At 68.3% G+C, this 17,984-nt stretch carries 18 protein-coding genes and 1 riboswitch; of the genes, 7 read left to right on the top strand and 11 right to left on the bottom strand.

Translation table 11 applies throughout. The features are described from left to right. Positions 1-98: 98 nt before the first annotated feature. A complete protein-coding gene (locus ACYVAN_RS21755; RefSeq protein ID WP_460962510.1) occupies positions 99-716 on the bottom strand; it encodes a maleylpyruvate isomerase N-terminal domain-containing protein in 618 nt (205 codons plus the stop codon). 304 nt (positions 717-1,020) lie between these two features. Here ACYVAN_RS21755 and ACYVAN_RS21750 point away from each other — a divergent pair, with 304 nt between their 5' ends. Continuing rightward, positions 1,021-1,569, top strand: a complete 549-nt coding sequence (locus tag ACYVAN_RS21750; protein WP_460962508.1) for a snapalysin family zinc-dependent metalloprotease — start codon at positions 1,021-1,023, stop codon at positions 1,567-1,569. Here the strand turns inward: ACYVAN_RS21750 and ACYVAN_RS21745 are convergent. From ACYVAN_RS21745 to ACYVAN_RS21715, 7 genes are read right to left on the bottom strand one after another with little or no spacing between them, the layout of a single operon-like run. Further along, positions 1,558-3,144, bottom strand: coding sequence for an ABC transporter ATP-binding protein (locus ACYVAN_RS21745; RefSeq protein WP_460962506.1), 1,587 nt, complete (start codon positions 3,142-3,144; stop codon positions 1,558-1,560). The two genes, ACYVAN_RS21750 and ACYVAN_RS21745, sit on opposite strands and share 12 nt — an antisense overlap. Beyond that, positions 3,141-3,947: an ABC transporter permease subunit gene (locus ACYVAN_RS21740; RefSeq protein WP_460962504.1), complete on the bottom strand. Its 807-nt coding sequence runs from the start codon at positions 3,945-3,947 to the stop codon at positions 3,141-3,143. The genes ACYVAN_RS21745 and ACYVAN_RS21740 overlap by 4 nt, the downstream gene beginning before the upstream one ends. After that, positions 3,944-4,891 carry an ABC transporter permease gene (locus ACYVAN_RS21735; RefSeq protein WP_460962502.1) on the bottom strand — a complete coding sequence of 316 codons (948 nt, stop codon included), beginning with the start codon at positions 4,889-4,891 and terminating at the stop codon, positions 3,944-3,946. The genes ACYVAN_RS21740 and ACYVAN_RS21735 overlap by 4 nt, the downstream gene beginning before the upstream one ends. Next, entirely contained in the window at positions 4,891-6,429 is a 1,539-nt protein-coding gene (locus tag ACYVAN_RS21730; protein WP_460962500.1) for an ABC transporter substrate-binding protein, read from the bottom strand. The genes ACYVAN_RS21735 and ACYVAN_RS21730 overlap by 1 nt, the downstream gene beginning before the upstream one ends. After that, complete coding sequence (locus tag ACYVAN_RS21725) at positions 6,426-7,727, bottom strand: MFS transporter (protein ID WP_460962498.1); 1,302 nt, start codon at positions 7,725-7,727, stop codon at positions 6,426-6,428. The genes ACYVAN_RS21730 and ACYVAN_RS21725 overlap by 4 nt, the downstream gene beginning before the upstream one ends. Continuing rightward, complete coding sequence (locus ACYVAN_RS21720) at positions 7,724-8,845, bottom strand: PLP-dependent cysteine synthase family protein (RefSeq protein ID WP_460962496.1); 1,122 nt, start codon at positions 8,843-8,845, stop codon at positions 7,724-7,726. The genes ACYVAN_RS21725 and ACYVAN_RS21720 overlap by 4 nt, the downstream gene beginning before the upstream one ends. After that, positions 8,842-9,672, bottom strand: coding sequence for a Rossmann-like domain-containing protein (locus tag ACYVAN_RS21715; RefSeq protein WP_460962494.1), 831 nt, complete (start codon positions 9,670-9,672; stop codon positions 8,842-8,844). Before ACYVAN_RS21715 ends, ACYVAN_RS21720 begins: the two co-directional genes overlap by 4 nt. A 179-nt stretch (positions 9,673-9,851) precedes the next feature. Continuing rightward, a riboswitch (cobalamin riboswitch) is annotated at positions 9,852-10,018 on the bottom strand. Positions 10,019-10,136: 118 nt separating this feature from the next. Here ACYVAN_RS21715 and ACYVAN_RS21710 point away from each other — a divergent pair. Then, positions 10,137-10,694 (top strand): GNAT family N-acetyltransferase, encoded by a 558-nt coding sequence (locus ACYVAN_RS21710; RefSeq protein ID WP_460962492.1) that lies wholly within the window; start codon positions 10,137-10,139, stop codon positions 10,692-10,694. A gap of 140 nt (positions 10,695-10,834) precedes the next feature. Continuing rightward, entirely contained in the window at positions 10,835-11,617 is a 783-nt protein-coding gene (locus ACYVAN_RS21705) for an NAD(P)H-dependent oxidoreductase (RefSeq protein WP_460962491.1), read from the top strand. Between the two features lie 74 nt (positions 11,618-11,691). Here the strand turns inward: ACYVAN_RS21705 and ACYVAN_RS21700 are convergent, their stop codons facing one another. Then, positions 11,692-12,891: a helix-turn-helix domain-containing protein gene (locus ACYVAN_RS21700; RefSeq protein ID WP_460962489.1), complete on the bottom strand. Its 1,200-nt coding sequence runs from the start codon at positions 12,889-12,891 to the stop codon at positions 11,692-11,694. 317 nt (positions 12,892-13,208) lie between these two features. On the opposite strand from ACYVAN_RS21700, the gene ACYVAN_RS21695 reads away from it, so the two are divergent. The 4 genes from ACYVAN_RS21695 to ACYVAN_RS21680 all read left to right on the top strand — a co-directional run bounded on the left by ACYVAN_RS21695 (position 13,209) and on the right by ACYVAN_RS21680 (position 15,333). Further along, positions 13,209-14,426, top strand: coding sequence for a helix-turn-helix domain-containing protein (locus ACYVAN_RS21695; protein WP_460962487.1), 1,218 nt, complete (start codon positions 13,209-13,211; stop codon positions 14,424-14,426). Between the two features lie 129 nt (positions 14,427-14,555). Then, positions 14,556-14,753, top strand: coding sequence for a hypothetical protein (locus ACYVAN_RS21690; protein ID WP_460962485.1), 198 nt, complete (start codon positions 14,556-14,558; stop codon positions 14,751-14,753). Then, positions 14,750-15,004, top strand: coding sequence for a hypothetical protein (locus ACYVAN_RS21685; RefSeq protein WP_460962483.1), 255 nt, complete (start codon positions 14,750-14,752; stop codon positions 15,002-15,004). Before ACYVAN_RS21690 ends, ACYVAN_RS21685 begins: the two co-directional genes overlap by 4 nt. Before the next feature lie 29 nt (positions 15,005-15,033). Further along, positions 15,034-15,333 (top strand): hypothetical protein, encoded by a 300-nt coding sequence (locus ACYVAN_RS21680; protein ID WP_460962481.1) that lies wholly within the window; start codon positions 15,034-15,036, stop codon positions 15,331-15,333. Between the two features lie 119 nt (positions 15,334-15,452). On the opposite strand, the gene ACYVAN_RS21675 is transcribed toward ACYVAN_RS21680, so the two are convergent. Both ACYVAN_RS21675 and ACYVAN_RS21670 read right to left on the bottom strand, forming a co-directional pair. Next, the gene (locus ACYVAN_RS21675) at positions 15,453-16,811 is read right to left on the bottom strand and encodes an MFS transporter (RefSeq protein WP_460962479.1); all 1,359 of its coding nucleotides are present in this window, start codon (positions 16,809-16,811) and stop codon (positions 15,453-15,455) included. A gap of 822 nt (positions 16,812-17,633) precedes the next feature. Further along, positions 17,634-17,810, bottom strand: coding sequence for a maleylpyruvate isomerase N-terminal domain-containing protein (locus tag ACYVAN_RS21670; protein WP_460962477.1), 177 nt, complete (start codon positions 17,808-17,810; stop codon positions 17,634-17,636). Positions 17,811-17,984 lie beyond the last annotated feature (174 nt).

The following is a 17,984-nucleotide window of genomic DNA, read 5'->3' as shown; positions in this document are numbered from 1 at the left end:
GACGGCATCACGGCACGACGGCATCACGGCACGACGACACGACGCCGCGTCGGCTCGCTCGTCGGATCCTCGCATCGGCTCGTCGAAACCGGCACGGCTCAGCGGAGGACGGGGAACACCCAGGGCTGGCCGCGCCCGGTCGCCGCGTCGATCAAGGCGACAGGGTCGGCGACCTCGGCCAGCAGCCGCGCGGTCGCGTGCAGCGGTTCGCCCGCCATCGGACCGGGGACCGGCAAGTCGAGGGCGACGGCCATGTCGAAGTAGTGCACCACCGCCTCCAAGAGGAAGATTCGCAGTGCTTCGGACGCCGTGATCACGGCCAGACCGCCGTAATCGACCCGGCGCTCGAGATCACGTCCCCGGAGGTCCGCGAGAACGTCAGGAGCGACCTCGCGGAACTGCGCGACCAGTTCGGCTGTGGAGCGCTTTCGCGCGAGCGCCACGGCCTCCTGCTGTAGGCCACTCGCGGTGGCGTCCGCGATCCCGCCCGGTTGCTGCATATAAGCCAATAGCGCGGCCGCATCGGCATGCGTGGTGGGCGCGGTCACCTCCGGAGCCTGGACCCCCGAGCGGATTCCGGCGGGAAAACCGCTGTGATGTGCGAAAACGTCCTTGACGGTCCAGCCTTCGAGCCGCGTCGGCGAGTCCCATTCGGACTGCCGCAACCGTTCGCCCAGCTCCGCCCACGCCCGCCACGCCTGCTCCAACGCGTCCACGATCACGGTTCCCCCAATATGCCGACCATTCGCTCGGGAGCCTACCCAGCCGCGGTCGGGCGAGCAGGAGGTTGACGGTCGATTCAGAGGGGTGGCGTGAATTCGCCACCATGCGGGGATGTTGTGCCGAACGGATCAGCGCACCCCCAAATTTCCCGGTGTGCGGCGGCCGTTCGGCGCAACCCGGGCAGCGACGAATCGGCGATTCAGGACCACCTACGACCTCTGATGGATCTTTCCCGGCTCGCCCGCTCGTACGGTGACGGCCGTTCGCCGCCGTATGCCAGGGAAACGAGGAAGAACCATGAGGGCTTCGATGCTCCGGAAACCGTTGGCAGGGCTCGTACTGGCCCTGTTCGTTCTGGTGGGCGCGCCGCTGCCGAGTGCATTGGCCGCTGCCGAGAACGTACGCATCGTCACCTACGACGCGAGCCGGGCCGAGGAGTTCCGGGACGCCGTCGACCGGGGTGCCCAGGTGTGGAACGACCACGTCGACAACGTGCGGTTCGAACCCGCCGAGGGGAGCACTGCCGACCTCGTCGTGCTGGCCGACGACGGGTGGCCCCGCGCGCGCCCGGACGGGCTCGGCGCGGGCACCGTGTGGATGGGCAGGCAGGCGATGGACGAGGGACACCACGTCGTCCGGGTCGCCGCCCACGAACTCGGGCACATCCTCGGTCTGCCCGACCGCCGAACAGGGGTGTGCGCGGACCTGATGTCGGGAGCCAGCGCGGGTACGGACTGCGACAACGCCATCCCGAACGCGGCCGAGATCGCCGAGGTCGAGCAGAACTTCGCCGAACGCGAGGTGGGTCGCCCGGCCACCGAGGCAGTGGACGCGTCAGTCTACTGACGGGTCGACGCTCCGGCCGGTGCTCTCGTGCGCACGGGCGGCGGTCACGAGAGTGGCTGCCGCCCGGGAGCGCGGTGCGGCCAGTAGCCGCCCCGGCGAGGCCGATTCGACGAGGTGCCCGTCGTCGAGCAGGTGGACCTCGTCTGCGAGGGCGGCGACGGCCGCGAGATCGTGGCTGATCAGCACCACGCTGAGGTCCGTGGTGGTCTTCATCGCGGCGAGGGCGTCGAGCAGCTCGGCCTGATGGACGACGTCGAGGGCCGAGGTGATCTCGTCGCAGATCAGCACGGCCGGACGGGCCAGGAGCGCGCGGGCGAGAGCGGCGCGCTGCAATTGGCCCCCGGAAAGCTCGTGCGGAAGGCGGTCGGTCTGCTCGGTCCGCAACCCCAGCGCCGCCAACATCCCCGCCGCATCTCGCCGGGCTTCGGCGCGGGTGGACGCCAGCAGCAATTCCGCGGTTCTCGCTACCTGCTCGGTCACAGGCCTGCGCGGGTCGAACGACGCGCGCGCGTCCTGGTGCACGTACTGGATGCGTCTACGCTGCTCGCGGCTCCGCTCCCGTGCGGTCGCGGCCAGCTCGACGCCGTCGAGCACGATGCGGCCGGTGTGTGGACGGGAGATGCCCGCCAGGCATCGGCCGAGGGTGGTCTTTCCCGCTCCGGACCGTCCGACGATGACCGCGCACCGTCCCGCTCGCGCGGTCAGGTCGATATCGCCGAGCAGCCTGGTGCCGTTCTTGGCCGTCCGGCCGAGCTGGTGGGTATGCAGCACCACGTCCGGCAGGTCCGAGTGGTCGTCCGAATACGTCTCCAGCCGGGGTTCGGCTGCCAGGACCGCACGGGTGTGCTCGTGCGCGGGCGCGTGCAGCGGCCGGGTGCCCGGCCCGTGCTCGACCACCCGGCCGTCGTGGAGCACCAGCACCTCGTGCGCCAGCCGCCGTGCGAGCGGCAGGTCGTGGGTCAACAGCACCAGCGCTGTTCCGGCCGAGACGAGATCGGCCAGCATGTCGGCGGTTTCGGCCTTCGTCGTGGTGTCCAGCCCGGTGGTGGGTTCGTCGAGGACGACGACCTCCGGGCGGGTGATCAGCGCTTGGGCCAGTGCGACCCGCTGTTGCTGGCCTCCGGAGAGCTGGTGCGGAAACCGGCGGAGCAGGTCCCCGTCCGGTACGAGCTGTGCGGACCGGAGCGCTTCGGCGACTGCCGAATCCTGCTCGGTCCGGGAGCCGTACCGCAACTTCGCCAGTTCGCGCAGCACCTTCCCGACCCGGCGCACCGGGTTGAGCACGGCGGCGGGATGCTGCGGCAGCGAGGAGATCTTCCCGGCACGTGTCCGGCGGCGTCGCGCATCGGTACGGCCGAGCAGTTCGGTGCCGTGCAGCTCGACGCTGCCGGTCAGCGCGACACCGGAGCCGCTCTCACCCTGCAGGGCGCTGCCGAGGGTGGTCTTCCCGCTGCCGGATCGGCCGACGACGGCGATGACGTGCCCTGCCGTTAGGTCCACGTCAATGCCGTCCAGCAGCACGTGCTCGCCCGCACGGGCGCCGAGCCCGCGGGCGGTGAGGACCGGTTCGCTCATGTCCGCACCACGCTCCGGTCGGCAGTCGTCCGGTCGACGACGAGGTTGACTCCCGTGCACAGCGCCACCAGCAGCAGCGCGGGCACCAGGACGGCCAGGGGTTGGAGGAACAGCGCTTCCCGATTGCGTTCGACGAGCACCGCCCAGTCGCTGGTCGCCGGTGCCAGGCCGACACCGAGGAAGTTCGCCGACGCCATCAGGTGCAGCACCAGGATCAGGCGACTACCCATGTCGACCCGCACCGGCCCGAGCACAGCTCGTCCGGTGTGGACGAGGTGAATGCGCCACCACGATTCCCCCTGCATGATCATGGCCTCGACGACCGTGCGGCAGTCGGGAGCGAGCGCGGCGCTGCGGGCGATCCGGACCACCGCGGGCAGCTGCAGCGTGGCAACCGCGAGCACGAGCGCGGTCACCCCCTGCCTGCCGGTCGCGGCCAGTACCAGGAGCACGAGCAGCCCTGGCAGCGCGAGCAGCATGTCCATTCCGTGCAGCATCGCCTCGTCGAGCCATCGCCGGCGTTGCCCGACCGAGATCAATGCGAACGGAACACCCACGAGGTAGGTCAGTGCCAGCGACAGCACGGTCAACGACACCACAGAGAACCCTCCGGTGAGCGCCAGCGCCAGCACGTCCCGCCCGAGCACATCGGTGCCCAGCACGTGATCGGCCGCCGGCGGCAGGAGGGGAGCGGATTCGGATCGCGTCGACCCGGCGAACGACCATCCGAGCACCGCCGCGAACAGCGGGACTCCCAGCAGTGCCCACCCGGCGAGTGCGGTTATCGAGCCCCTCTTGCTCATGCCAGCGCCTCCCGTTGCGGGACCAGCCGGCGCGAGGCCACATCGGCGAGCACGTTGACCAGCACCGTCGTGCAGACGAACACGAGCGCGCAACCCTGCACGACCGGCAGGTCACGGGCTTTGACGGCCTCGACGAACGTGGAGCCCACCCCTGGCAGGGCGAACAGTGCTTCCACGACGACGACACCCCCGAGCAGGCCATCCACCGCCCGGGCGAGCTGCTGCACCGACGGGCCGATCGCGTTCGGCAGCACGTGCCGCAACAGCACGGTCCGCTCACGCATCCCCAGCACACGCATGTGGGTCGCGTACTCGGTGCTGTTTGCTTCGACCACGCCAATGCGCATTTGGCGGGCGAGCGCGCACAACTGCTTGCACACCAGCACCGCGATGGGCAGGACCAGAACCGCGGGGTCGTCGGCGAGCGAGAATCCGGACAGGCCCGCGGCCGTGGCCGGCAGCCACCCGGCCTGCAGGGAGAACAGTGCGACCAGCAGCAGGCCGAGCGCGAACTCCGGAACCGAGTTGAGCAGGACGACTGTCGAGTTCAGCACCCGGTCGATACGCGATCCGGCCCGGACGCCGCTGACCAGGCCGATCAGCCCGGCCAGCGGGATGATCAGTGCCAGCGTGCAGGCGCCCAGCAGCGCGGTGTTCCCCAGGCCGAGCCCGATCTGCGCGCCGACGGGCTCGCCGGTGAGCAGGGAGGTGCCGAGATCTCCCCGTGTGATGCCCACCGCCCAGTCGAGGAATCGCTCACCCAACGGACGATCCAGGCCGAGCTGCGCGCGCAGTGCGGCGACCTGCTCCTCGGTCGCGTGCTCCCCGAGGACGACTGCGGCGTTGTCGCCGGGCAGTGCGGACGTCAGGAAGAACACGGCGACCGCCACCACGACGACCTGCAGCCCGCCGGTGGAAACGCGGACGCACGCGAACCGCAACATCAGCGCAGCACAGCGCGGTCGAACCGGGCCCATTCCAGGGAGTTTGGCGGGGCCGCGCGCAGCCCCTCGACATCGGCGGAGACCGCCACGTTCCAGTTGCTGAAGCCCCACACCAGCAGGCCGCTGGCGTCGTGGGCGAGGTGCTGCGCTTCGCCGAGCAGCCGCGCGCGTTCGGACTCGTCGGCGGTACGCAGTGCCGTCTCGTAGAGCGCGTCGAACTCCGGCGAGCGGTAGCCGGTGTAGTTGTTGGAGCCCGCTTGACCGTGCATGCGCTGTCCGAGGAACGTCGTCAACGGCAGCGACGACGTTCTGGTGTGCGCGGCGACGCCCTTCTTCTTGATCTCCGAGAAGTAGGTCTCGGACGGTCGCACCCTGGGCGTGACAGCCGCTCCGATCTCGCCGAGTTGTTCGGCGATCAGGCTCGCCGCAGATTCGAAGTAGGGGTCGGAGTTGCTGGTGAGCAGCTCGAATTCGAGGTCTTCCGCTCCTGCGTCCCGCAGCAGCGACTTCGCTCGGTCGATGTCGCGCCCGCGTTGCGGCAGGTCTTCGGGGTAGAACCGGATTCCTTTGCCGAACAGGTCGTTGCCCACCTCGCCCTGACCGCTCAAGGCGATGTCGACGAGCGCTCGGCGGTCGACGCCGAGCAGCACCGCCTTCATGACCCTGGGGTCGTGGAACGGTGGGCGGTCGACCTTGAGCGCGACCGCCTGCATCGTGCCCGTCGTGGCGGCGAGCAGTTTGGTTCGCTGGTCGTTGCCGAGCTGTCGCGCGGCGTTGGCACTGATGTCGTGCGCGTAGTGCACCTGCCCGGACACGAGCGCCGACACGCGGGCGGATTCGTCTTCGACCGGGACGAACTCCAATCCGGGCGGTTTCGGAGCGCCGGACCAGTGACCGTCGAATCGGGTGAGGACGGCGGTTCCGCCCGGCTGGAACTCGCCGAAGCGGAACGGGCCGGAGCCGACCGGAGCGCTGAAATCGGTCGTCCCGGCCGGAACGATCTCGGTGCACGGTGCGCCCCACGCCGAGGGGAATTCGAAGTTAGGCGTGCGCAGCACGAGTTCGAGCTCGGTTTCCGATCTCGTCCGGCTAGCGGCGAAGTCGACGGTGTTGAAGTTCTTGGCCGCGGCCGACGATGTGGCCGGGTCGGCGATGCGCCGGTAGCTGTAGAGCACGTCCTCGGCGGTGACCCGGCGGCCGTCGTGGAATCGGGCAGGGCGAAGGCGGATCAGCCACCGGGTTCCGGTGGCGTCCGCTTCCCACGACTCGGCCAGGCGTGGCACGACGCTCATGTCGTCGGCATAGCCGACCAGCGTGTCGAACAGGGCTTTCGCTCGCGCCTGGTCGACGAACAGGGTTCCCTTGTGCGGATCGAGGGATTCCCTGGTGCCCGCTGTCGAGAACGCGAGCCGGAGCCGGTCCGCGGAGTTGGTTCCACCGCCCGCGCAGGCAGCGAGCGGAACGGACGCCGCGACTCCCAGTGCGGTGGAGAGCAGGTGTCGCCTGCTCCAGACGCTTGTTCCTGCCGCTTGCTTCACGCCTTCGCTCCTTCTGCTCCGGTCTCGGCGGGCTGCTGATCGGGTGCCGGTTTTCGGGCGAGCAGGCCGCGGCGGTGCATGGCCGTGGTTACCAGGGACCCGGCGATTCCCACGGTGAAAAGAACCAGCCATGGCAGCCAGCGAGTGGCAGGATCGGTGAACTCGTCCAGCAGTGCTCCCACCAGCCAGCTCACGGCTGCGGCGACCAAGCTGGAAACGAGGTAGTAGAACCCGTAGTAGGTGCCGGCGAGTCGCTCGCTGCCGACGATCGGCAACAGCTCCATCGCGAACGGGTTGGTGATGGCCTGGCCCACCGTGAACAGCGCCGTCGTCACGAGTACCGGCAGCATCGACGCGGCCAGCACGGTCCAGTCGGAGCTCAGCTCGGCCGTTTCGCGGGAGGTCAGCAGCGGTCCGCTCGCCATGAGCGGGACGAACGACGAACCCATGCAGGCCAACCCGATGACGATGGACTGCCCCGACGTCCAGCGGGCACGGCACCAGTTCGTGATCCGCACCTGGAAGAACACGACGATCACGGTGGACACGACGAACACCGCGGTGATCGCCCACGACGCACCCGACACCCGCTGAGCTTCCAGCGGCAGGGCCAAGTACAGCTGGTTGTAGAGGGCGAAGTAGGCCGAAAGGGCCAGCGTGAACACCAGGAATCGCCGGTTCGTCCCCACTTCTCGCCAGCTGCCGAGCACGCCCTGTTGCGGCTCGACTGCCCGATGCGGGAGCACGAGCACCTGGGCGACGGTGAGCACAGCGAACGCGATGCAGGCGACCAGCGCCACCAGCCGGAAGTCGACCGACAGCAGAACTGCCCCGATCAGCGGTCCGACGAGGGTGCCCGCGTGCGCGAAGACGTTGAACACCGCGAACGCCTCGGCCCGGTGATCGCCTGCCTCGTGCATGAGGTAGGTGCGCACGGCCGGGTTGAAGAACGCTCCGGCCAGCCCGGTGAGGACCACGGCCACGACGAGTCCGGGCAGCGAGGTCAGGAAGCTGAACAGGGCGAACGCCACCACCCGCAACCCGCAACCGAGGATGATCATAGGTCGGCAGCCGAGCCGGTCCGCGGCCGTCCCGCCGACGAGGAACATGCCCTGCTGGCTGAGATTGCGCACGCCGAGCACGAGGCCGATCAGCGCAGCGCCGTAACCGAGGTCGTGGCTCATGTAGGAGGCGAGGAACGGCAGCAACATGTAGAAGCCGACGTTGATGCCGAACTGGTTGACGACCAGCAGTCGGGCGGGCCATGAGAGCTGCTGGAAAGCTCGCGTACTCGTCATCGGTTCGTTTCCTCCTCGCACACCGGGCACGCGCCCTGCTCGGTGGTACGTCGACCGCACGGATCGCTGACCGCGCGGCAGCGGGTCCACCGCGATCCCTTCGAAGCGGCCATGTTGTCCACTTCGGACGGCTGGGTGGCGGCGGGCACGAGCTCGTGCCTGCGGCAGAAATCGTCGTCGTAGATGGTTTCCCAGTAGCGGTGCGGACCGTCCGGAAACACCGCGGCCACCCGGGCGGATCCGAGTTCGCGCGCGCACCACGCGGCCACCATCGCGGCCGCCCCGGTGCTCCAACCGCCGGTGACGAACGCGTCGGCGGCCATGCGCCGGCAAGCGTCGGCGGTTTCGGCCGGGCCGGTCCAGTGGACCTCGTCGAAGTGCCGGTAGGCGACGTTGGACGGATGGATGCTGCTGCCCAGGCCGCGCATGAGCCTTCGTTCGGCGGAGTGGCCGAACACGCTCGAACCGGCCGAGTCCACCCCCACGATCCGGATGTCCGGCCAGTGCTCGCGGAGCATCGACGCGATCCCGGCGCTGTGCCCACCGGTGCCGACGCTGCACACCAGCGCGTCGAGGCGGTCGAACTGTCCGATCAGTTCCCGGCCGACGTCGTGGTACCCGGCCGGGTTGTCCGGGTTGTTGTACTGGTCCGGCCAGTAGGCGCCGGGCAGCTCCGCGAGCAGCGCGTGCACTCGTTCCAGCCGTGCTCGCTGCCAGCCGCCCACCGGGTGCGGCCGGGAAACGATCTCCACACGTGCGCGGTGGGAGCGCAGCAGGGCGGCGGTCATCGGGTCCAGTTCCCGGTCGGCGACGATGACCACGGGATGCCCCAGGGCCATGCCGACGTAGGCCAGGCCGATCGCCAGGGTCCCACTGCTCGATTCCACGATGGTGCCGCCGGGGCGGAGTTCACCGCGTTCCCGAGCGCCGCGCAGCATCGACAGCGCCGCGCGAGCCTTCATCGTGCCGGGGCCCAGCCCTTCGAGCTTCGCCCAGAAACCCGGGTGGCTCCGCGGCAGCGGTGTGTCCACTCGCAGCACCGGGGTGTCACCGATGAGATCCAGCAGCGTGTCGCACTTCCGCCCGCCGCGCGCGGGCGCCTGTTGGGCGAGCGTCATGGTCGATCACCCCGGTAGCAGTGCAGGTCGGTGGCGTCGCCGGTCAGCCAGAAGAAGGGGTATGGCTCGGCGGACAGGGCGGTGATGTCGGTGCCGAGCAGCTCGCGGAGGACGGCGCTTCCGGTCTGCGCGAACATCACCAGCGGCAGCCGGAGTTCGCGGCACTGCTCGACGATGTCGTCGAAGCTGGTGTTGTTCAGGACCATCCCCGATGCGAGCACGGCATCGGCCTGCTCGATCGCTTGCCGGTGATCTTCGAGGACGGGTTCGTCCCATTCGGTGCGGCCGCCCTTGAGATCGCACGGCACGTAGTCGATCCCGCGCTCGCGCAGTGCGGACAGCAGCGAGTTCACCACTCCGATCACCGCGACGCGGCCGCCGCCGGGGACGAGCTGGGCGACGGCCCGAGCCCGTGCCATCGACTTCTCCAGGGAGGTTCCGGGGGCTATCCGGACGGTCCGGGCGGCCGGATGCTGGGCGTGTGGCCTGAGATGGGCCAGGTAGGCGTCGAGTGCGGCCATCCGCACGGCCCGTTCGGGATGGGAGAGGAGCTCGTCGATGTCGCGGCCGACGGTGTCGGTGACCACGTCGTCGCTGATCTGCCCCGGCTCCACGGCGCAGGATCCGACGGCTGCTCCGATGCGCACGCTGAGCACCGTGTTGAGGTAGCTGGTCCGGCGGCCGGAGTGCTGCGCGGCTTGCACGGTAAGGAACGCCACGGAGGCGGTCGTGTCCGCCGGGTTTCCGTCGGCTCGGGCCGCTTCGATCAGCTGGTCCAGCTGGTTGTCGCCGACGCGCAGGTCGGCAGGTGGGGGAGTAGAAGGCACAGATGTCTCCACACGTGAGGAAGAAGTGGTGATGCCGAGTGCGGGCGCGAAGGATCAGCGCCTGCGGGGATCACACGACGTGTGGAGCTGCCGAGAACCGTTCCGGTCGGATGGTCAGCGGGATGATGACGCACTTGTCCGAGTGCACGGGTACCTCCTCCGGGGCTCCGCGACCCCGTACGAATCGGCACGACGGTGCGAGTCTCCTGACTCGTGGGTCGACGTCACCCCCGGCCTTCCCACCGAGTGCTCGGCAGTGGCTCAGGTGGAGGTGGCTCTCCACTCACAGTGGCGGGACCGTGCCGGATTCGCACCGGCTTCCTGCGCACCATCGCTTGAACTTTCGCATGAACTTTTCAGCCGCTGGGGGTGGAGTCAAGGCTTCCAGGTCCTAGATCACGTTTTGTCGCCAGTAGTATGCAATAGAAAGTGCTTTTCAATAGTTCGTCTACGGAGGTGGAGACGTGTCCCGGGAAGAGGTCCGCGCGGTCGGCGAGTACGAGGTCAGGCGGGCGTGCCGGTCCGACATCGAGAGCGCCCGCACGCTGATGCTCGATACCTTCTACCGCGTGATGGGGCACGGCTACGTGTCCGAGTGGCATGCGGACGTGATCGAGATGGAGGCGAGCTACTTCCGCACTCCGGGCCACGCCTTGTTCGTCGCCGTGCTCGGTGACGAGGTCGTCGGCACGGCCTCGGTGCGGGCCAGTGGCCCCAAGAGTCCGCCGCATCCCAGGTGGATCGCCGACCGCTACGGCGCGGAAGGCGCGGCGCAGATCTTCCGCACGTACGTCCGCCCCGAACACCGCCGTCACGGACTGGCTCGCGAGCTCGTCGACATGGCGTGCGGATTCATCGCCGACGAGCCGGGATACGACACGATCTACCTGCACACGAACCCGGCGATCGAGGGTGCCGAGTCGTTCTGGCGCGGGGTGGCCAAGGAGGTCTACGACGCGCGGCAGAACAGTGACTACAGCCCCGTCGTCCACTTCGAGATCCCGGTCCCGGTCAGCGGGTGATGCCCGGAAGCCGCCCGGTCCGGACCACAGAGGTTGTGGCCCGATTCTTTCGAAGGGTGTCCATCCGGCCACTCGTGTGTTCCCGGTGGGCGGGCGGATGCTCGTAGCCGGAAGCGGCAGACGAGGTTCGAGGGGTCGGCATGAAGGTGTTGTGGGTATTCGCCCATCCGGAACAGCGTTCGCTCAGCGCGTCCTTGCGCGACGCGGGCATCGACGAGCTGCGGGCGCGCGGCGAGGAGGTACGACTGTCCGATCTGTACGCCATGCGCTGGAATCCGGTTGTGGCCAGCGCGGACTTCGCCCACGATCCACGTGAGCGGCTGATCGTCGGTGACGAGTCCCGGTGCGCGTACACCTCGGGAGAGTTGAGCGAGGACATCCGCGTGGAGCAGGAGAAGCTCGCGTGGGCGGATGCCGTGGTCTTCCAGTTTCCCCTCTGGTGGTACGGCATGCCCGCCATCCTCAAAGGGTGGTTCGACCGCGTTTTCGTCAAGGGATTCGCCTACGGGGTGCGGGAGAACGGCCGCACGCTCCGCTACGGCGAGGGACGGTTGGCGGGGAAGCGCGGAATGCTCCTGCTCACGGCGGGCGCTTCCGAACTCACCATGGGGCCGCGCGGGATCAACGGCGAGGTGGACGACGTTCTGTTCGGTGTGCAGCACGGAACTCTCTGGTATGCGGGAATGTCCGTGCTGCCGCCGCTGGTGGTGCACCGTGCGGACCAGGCATCCGGCACGGATTTCGCGGAGGCGGGCCGTCGCGTGCGGGAACGCGTCGCCGCACTGCCGGCCCTGGAGCCCATCGCCTTCCGCCGCCAGAACGGTGGCGACTACGACGAGGACCTGGTGCTGCGCCCGGAGGTCGCCGCCGGGAGGGCCGGACTCGGCGTGCACCGTGCGGACTCGCCGATCGCGGTGCGGTGACCGGCGTTTGGGGGCAGGCGTCCGGCGGAGCCGTTCGTAGGTGCGGGTGACTCCTTTCCCGGAAGAACGATGTCTCAGATCCGGATGCCCGCCCAGCGCGCGAACCCGGCGAGGGTTCCGGTGGCACGCCGGTCGGCTTCGGCCAGTGCGCGCACGGTTTCGTGCACCGCGGGGTGTCGTCGGGTCTGTTGCGGATTGGCTTTCCTGGCGGAGTTGAGTTCGGTGAGCACCTTTTCGCGGTCGCCGTGCAGCAGCCACGCGCGGGCCATGTCGATGTGGTGGTGTCCGACGCGCTCGGGCTGTTCGTGGTCGGCGATGTCGACCTGCTTGGCGCGGGCGATGGCAGTGGTCCCGTCGTTGCCTTCGACCGGAACGGCGCACCAGTGGATGTCTACGTTGAGCTTGCTCGCGTTGACGTTGTGGTAAGGCGAAGCGAGTGAAACACGCTCGTCGGCCAACGCGCGCGCTTCGACGATGTACTGGTCGGCGCCGGCTCCGTCGCCCGCACGAGCCGCGAGTATCGCGGATCGGAGATGCAGCTGCACGGCGACCGCGTGCCGATCGGACGTTTCGCTCTGGTGCACATGTTCGTGGGCACGCTCCAGAACTCGGATGCCACGCGCGAAGTGGCCGGACTGCAGGAAGTAAGTCGAACGATGGTAGGCCGAGATAGCCATCCGCAGTGGATCGCCGGTCTGAGGGGCGAGCGCGACATGTCGTTCGGATGCTGCCACTGCGATATCCGATTGACCGAAGTGGCCACCGAGGGCCGCCACCAAGCGGTAGGCGTCGTGCAGCATCCCGCGCGCCTGCTCCCCATCCGCCGTGCTGGGTGCCGTCGCGTCACAACGCGCGTAGAGCTGCCCCAATAGTTGGGGCATTCGCTGACACAGCCGCTCGTAGCGGAACGAACTCCGCAGCTTCTCCGCTTGCGCGAGTTGTCGCTCCAGTTCTGCGGGGGACCATGGTGATTCGGACGTTTCGAGGTCGTCGTAGGCGTGCAGAGCCGCTCTCAACTCGTCGACACCTGCGCGTTCGGCGTGCCGGTCGGACACGAATTCAAGTTCGTGCATCCCGTACAGCGCGGCGGTTTCGACACCAAGAGCACGGGCACAGGAAGCGACGAAAGAGGGACTCGGCGGCGTTCGGCCCTGCTCAACCTTTTTCACCAGGCTGGTCGAGACGAAGGCGCGCACGGCTAGGTGGTGTTGGCTCCATCCGGCGAGTTTGCGGAGCTGAGCGATCCGGCCCGCGGCTCCGGTTTCCACGTCCATGACGGCATTGTCCCCAGCCTGTCCCTCCGTGGGAATGCGCAAAGTGGTCGTACCGATTGCATATGGTGATCAGGTGGTGGTGCGGTGGGGTGATTGGTCTTCGACTCGTTGGTGTTCGTGATTCGCGGGCGGGGCGGCCTTCAGCGGATCCGTTCGGCGTTTTTGTCCGTGCTTTTCCGGGCGGGCCACGGGCTTGAACGATCAGAGTCTCGTCACCTGATCGCGTGCTCGGTACGCTGCTGACACCTCTTCGCGGAGGAGCTTGGTTCGGTGTTCCGGGCACGTGAAGAGGTCGACTCCGTGAAGAGGTGATCGGCATGAGCGCCGACGTTGGACAACGGATCAAGGCCGCGAGGCAGCGCGCGGGCATGTCGCGGCCGGTACTCGCCGGTCTGGTCGGCCGGACACCGGAATGGTTGAAGGCGGTTGAAGTCGGTCGCTTGCGAACGCCGCGCCTACCGATGTTGGTGCAGCTCGCCCGCGCGCTGGGGATTTCGGACCTAGCGGATCTGACCGGCAACGGCGACGCGCTTCCCGTGCAGATGTTCGTGGGCGGACCGAAACACGAAGGCCTCGGCGATGTGCAGAGCGCGTTGACGGCCTACCGCCTGACACCGAGCGCTCGACCAGCGGTCGTGGAACATCTCGGGGAGAGGCTGTCGGCAGCATGGCGGATCCGGCATGCGTCACCGGACCACCGGACACAGGTCGGCGCGCTACTGCCCGACCTCGTTCGGGATGGTCAGGACGCGGTATTGGCCCGTACCGGACCGGATCGTCGAGCAGCCCGACGCATCTTGGCCGGAATCTATCGGTTGGCGCAGTTCTACGCCGCGTACCAGCCCGCACCGGAACTCGTCTGGCTGGTGGCCGATCGCGCGCTGCACGAAGCGCAGCTCGCCGACGACGCGTATGCGATGGCCAGCGGTTCGTGGGGCTTGGTGCAAGTTTTGCGAGAGTCTGGCCGGTGGGAAGAGGCCCTCGGCGCAGCCGAAGCGGGAACGCGGTACCTCAAGCCGCATCTTTCGGAAACGGTCGGTGACGACTGGCACGGGCTGACTGGTGCGCTGTTGGCCGAGTCGGCGTTGACCTATGCCCGATGCGGGAAGCATGGGCCTGCCTGGCGGTATTGGGAGCTGGCACACGCCATCGCACGCAAACTTGGCCCCGACTACTGCCACGTCCAGTCCTCGTTCAGCCTGCCGGTGATGGGCGCCCATGCGGTCACGTTGGGGGTGGAACTCCAACGCAACGGAGAAGCTCTGCAGGCTGGGCACGCGATCGACCCGAGCGCGATCCCGTCGGTGCCACGGCGCTCGCGGCATTTGATCGAGGTTGCGCGTGCCCACCACAAGCGGGACGAGCCTGCCGCGTCGCTGGCGACTCTGGAACGTGCGGAAAGCACAGCCACGGACACGGTCCGGTACAACGGCTTCGCTCGCGACCTCGCGATCGGACTCGTGCACTCGCCACCGCCCGGGAAGGGGCAATCGGCACGCGCGCTCGCGCACCGCATGGGACTGCTCGCTCGATAGGTCTAGGGGACGGTTTGTACCCCCGACACCGCCCGGCTGGCCCGACGCTGTGTTCATGACCGACATGATGATCTGGTTCTTCGGTTCGTTGGTGGCGCCCGCGGGCGGCTCGAGCCGGGAGGTCGGACCGTGACTGCGCCGGGTGACCACGGCGGGAACGCGGTGCGGTTGATGCGCACCGCGATGTTCATGCTCGAGACGGCGGTCGAGGACGTCGCGGCGGGTCGTTACAGCTCTCCCGAGTTGTGCACGATCGCCGACGGGCTCGACCTCCTGTCGACCGAGCTGCGTCGTCCGCAGCCGGTGGTCGTGGAATCCGAGTCGTGACGCGGGTGCGGTGCCTGCCGATGGCGTGGCATTTCGTCCGGGTGTCGCAGGCCGAGAGCTACACGTTCCGCTGGGGTCGCGGAGCCGGTTTCCTGACCGTGCACACCGGAGATCAGCGGGCCAAGCACACCGACGACGGTCTGGTGGCAACGGTGCGGGGCGTGGGTGATTGGCGAGGCCGGGAGGACCTGGCCGCGCAGGCGGCGAGGTGGTTGCGCTCGGCAAACGCCGGTCGAGCGGCGGGCCGATGAGCGGAACGAATATGGGGCGGAGAGTGGAAATGCACGTGTGGCGTTTGTCCGGTGTGGACGCGAGCTGGCACGCGTTCCCCGCCGAGGGCGGTTATGTTCGGCCGTGCGACCGTGAATCGCAGGTGCCGTTGGGCAGCGGGGAGGAAGACGGCCAGGAGTGGTTCGGCCCATACGAGGTGTTGACTTCGGTGTGCGGGGTGGAGACCCCGGTGGCGATGGTGCTGGCGGCGATCGGAACGCCGTGTCGCGACTGCACCCAGCGAGTGCGGGCGTCGACCCGGCGGGTGCGGCCCTGGCTGGAACGATGCACCGCAGCGGTACCAGGATGACTCTCGCGGCCTAGTGGAGCAGGTGCTCCGCCGGGTTTCGGGGCGTCGACCCGGGCGGTGAACCCGCCGGGGTCGACGACCCGAGATCGTCAACAGCGCACGCCGCTGCTATTCGGCGATCACGACTGCGCCGGAGCCGGTTCGGCCGGCGCCGCAGCCTCGACGGACTTGGTGCTCGTCCGGCTGCGCGGCACCAGCAGAGTCACCAGCGACCCGAGCACGGCGATCCCGCCGAACAGGACGAAGGCGACCTGTCCGCTCAGTCCCATGCCCATCAGGATGCCGCCCAGGATCGGCCCGAAAATGCCGCCGAGCCTGCCGAACCCGGCGCACCAGGCCACACCCGCCGCGCGGGCCGAGCTCTCGTAGTAGTTGGAGACGATCCCGTAGATCAGCACCTGGGTTCCGATCGTGCCGAAGCCCGCGATCGCCACCCCGGCCAGCAGCACGACCAGTGGCAGTTTCAGGGCGAGCAGGCACAGCGAGATCGCCGCGATCCCGAACGTGGAAGCGATGACCTGTTTGGCGCCGATCCGGTCGGCCGTTCGGGACGCGATGACGCTGCCCACGATCGCGCCGAGGTTGAGGATGAGCAAGAACAGCAGCGAATGCGACTCGCCGAAACCGTTCTGCCCCATGATCTCCGGAAGCCACGTGTTCAACCCGTAGGTCAGCAACAGCCCCGAGAAACTCATCAGGCCGAGAAGGAGGGTCGGCCACGCGTAGCGGCGGGTGGCCAATGCCGCGAACCCGACCTTTTCCGTGCGCTCGCCCTCGGCAGGGGCCTGCGGCGGCGGTGGCAGCGGAATACCGGTCTTCCGGGAAACCTCCCGGGCGCGTTCGACCTGTCCACGAGCCTGCAGCCAGCCAGGGGACTCCGGCAGCTTGAACCAGGCCATCGGGAGCAGGAAGAGCAGCGGCGAAGCACCGATCCAGAACAGTCCGCGCCAACCGATCGCGTCGGTCACCACGATGGCCAGCAGCGACGCGAGCACCCCGCCTGCGGGAACGCCGCTGTAGACGATGGCGTTCATCAGATTGCGTTTCTGGGCAGGGGCGAACTCGGCGACCATCGCGCCCGCCGTCGCCACCAGCGCACCGACTCCGATGCCGGTGAGGAACCGGAACAGCCCGAAAATCTCGATGTTCGTGGCCATCGCGGTGGCGCCCATGCCGACGGAGAAGACGGTGATGTTGGCCAGGATCATGCGGCGACGACCGATGTGGTCGCCGACCAGCCCCGCCGTGAGCGCGCCGACCAGGACGCCCACCAGCGCGTAACTGCCGAGCGCACCGGCCTGTGCGGGAGTCAGAGCTCCCAACTGGCTCGGGTCGTGCAGCAGCGTCGGCACGACCGTCCCGTAGATCACCAGATCGTAACCGTCGAAGATGAGCGTGATCGCCGCCAGGAGGACCACCCAGCGGACAGTGCTCCGTTGTCTTTTCGCGCTGAGATGATGCGGTTCGTTTTCGGGCATGGCGTCTCCATTGACGTTGAAATCGGCGGAATGCTGAACGCATGAGAAATTCGATTACCGAATGAAACCTATTCGGAAACGAGACGGACCGTTCCCGGCCATCCGGGCAGGAATCGGCGGTGCGGGAGGAGCCGCGCCGGATCTGTTTCGGCCGCATCGCCATCGGTTCTGTGAAGGCGGTGCTTTTCAGTGGTGAACGGGCTGCTCGGAGTGCGAGATCAGTTGTGGGAACCGCGGTCGATGTCGCGTGGCTCCCGGGTTGCGGGTGTTCCCACGGGTGGTGAGGCGCCTGTTCCGTCCACGGCACCTCCCGTCGGTTGGCCCCTCCGCTTGCCGCTGGGTCGGGATCGCGGCCGTTGAGGTGTGAGGACATTGACACCCGTGTGCGGGCCGCCGCACCAGGCATTTGCCTAAGTCTGACCTAGGGCGGCGTGCCGTGTGGGGCGACCGCCGTTCGCGGAACCGATTCGGCGGCTCGTCGTTCCGATGTGCATATCAATGTGCCGAAATCGGATATTTGTCCGGAACGGGCGTTCGTTCTACGGTGTCGGGAACCACGCGCAGTTCGGGCACGGGTTTCGAACACCGACCCGCTTTGTGGAGAGGAGGTTCCGTGGGGCTGAAAGTCGCGGGTCCATCCTCGCCAGCTTTCCGCGCGGGAGCCTTCCGGTCAGTTGTGGAAGAAGGGTTGCCTGCTCGCCCGATGCGAGCGCATGGGTTCCGGCAACGGCATCGCGGTGAACTCGGCCGGCCAGTCGGATGCGCCATAACCCGCGTCGAGATCGACGTGGTGCAGTTCCCACTCGACAAAGCGCCGAAGCGCTACCTCCTCGCATCGCCGCTCCGAGCGATATGGGTGAGAACGTGACCACGGGTCCAGCCCGGGCAGTGCAGCGCGGGTGCGGTCACGTCCTCGTCGGCGAGCTTTCCGGCGGTGTTCAACAGCCGGTGGGACGCGTCGTCGATCAGTTCTCGGAGATCGGGCTCGCTCGTGAGCACAGGTCCTCCTTCGGTGTGCGGTTCCCTCGCGCGCCGGACGCGGTCGGGAGTCGTCGCTGGCGTGCGCGCCGTTGATCCGGGCGGGAGCTTGGTCGTGGCAGCGTGCTCGCCGAGGAGAAACGGGAGAACATCCCCCTGGATGGTTCAGGCGGATGAACGGTTAGGGTGGGAGTT

It is taken from the genome of Parasphingorhabdus pacifica, from assembly GCF_054779195.1.
The sequence above is the reverse complement of the archived record's forward strand: the minus strand, read 5'-3'. Positions and strand labels throughout refer to the sequence as shown.